This is a genomic window from Flagellimonas olearia, assembly GCF_009184425.1.
Classification (GTDB): Bacteria; Bacteroidota; Bacteroidia; order Flavobacteriales; family Flavobacteriaceae; genus Flagellimonas; species Flagellimonas olearia.
In genome coordinates, this window is the sequence record NZ_WELG01000217.1 from 1 (window position 1) to 309 (window position 309).

A 309-nucleotide genomic window follows, 5' to 3' on the forward strand; every position below is an offset into this window, starting at 1 on the left:
GCATTGGCGCTATTGGTCAGCCGCATATTTTAGTGCGTACCATTGCGTTACGCAGCCCGGACGACGTCCCGGCGGCCCGCAAGGTGTACTTTGCCTGGTACCTGCCCTTTGCGCTTCTGACCGTGACCATCAGTCTCTACGCCCGCGTACTACTCACAGGAGAGCTGTCTGATCCAGAGCTGACACTGCCCACCATGGCTCAGGCTTATCTGCCTGATGTGCTGGCCGGCATGGTGCTGGCGGCCATTTTTGCCGCCACCTTGTCCACGGCGGATTCCATGTTACTGTCCTGCTCAGCGGCGATCAGCC

At 59.9% G+C, this 309-nt stretch carries 1 protein-coding gene; it reads left to right on the plus strand.

The window, feature by feature from the left end:
• A partial coding sequence (locus F8C76_RS19715) for a sodium:solute symporter family transporter (RefSeq protein ID WP_211372230.1) occupies nt 1-309 on the plus strand: 309 nt, incomplete at both ends.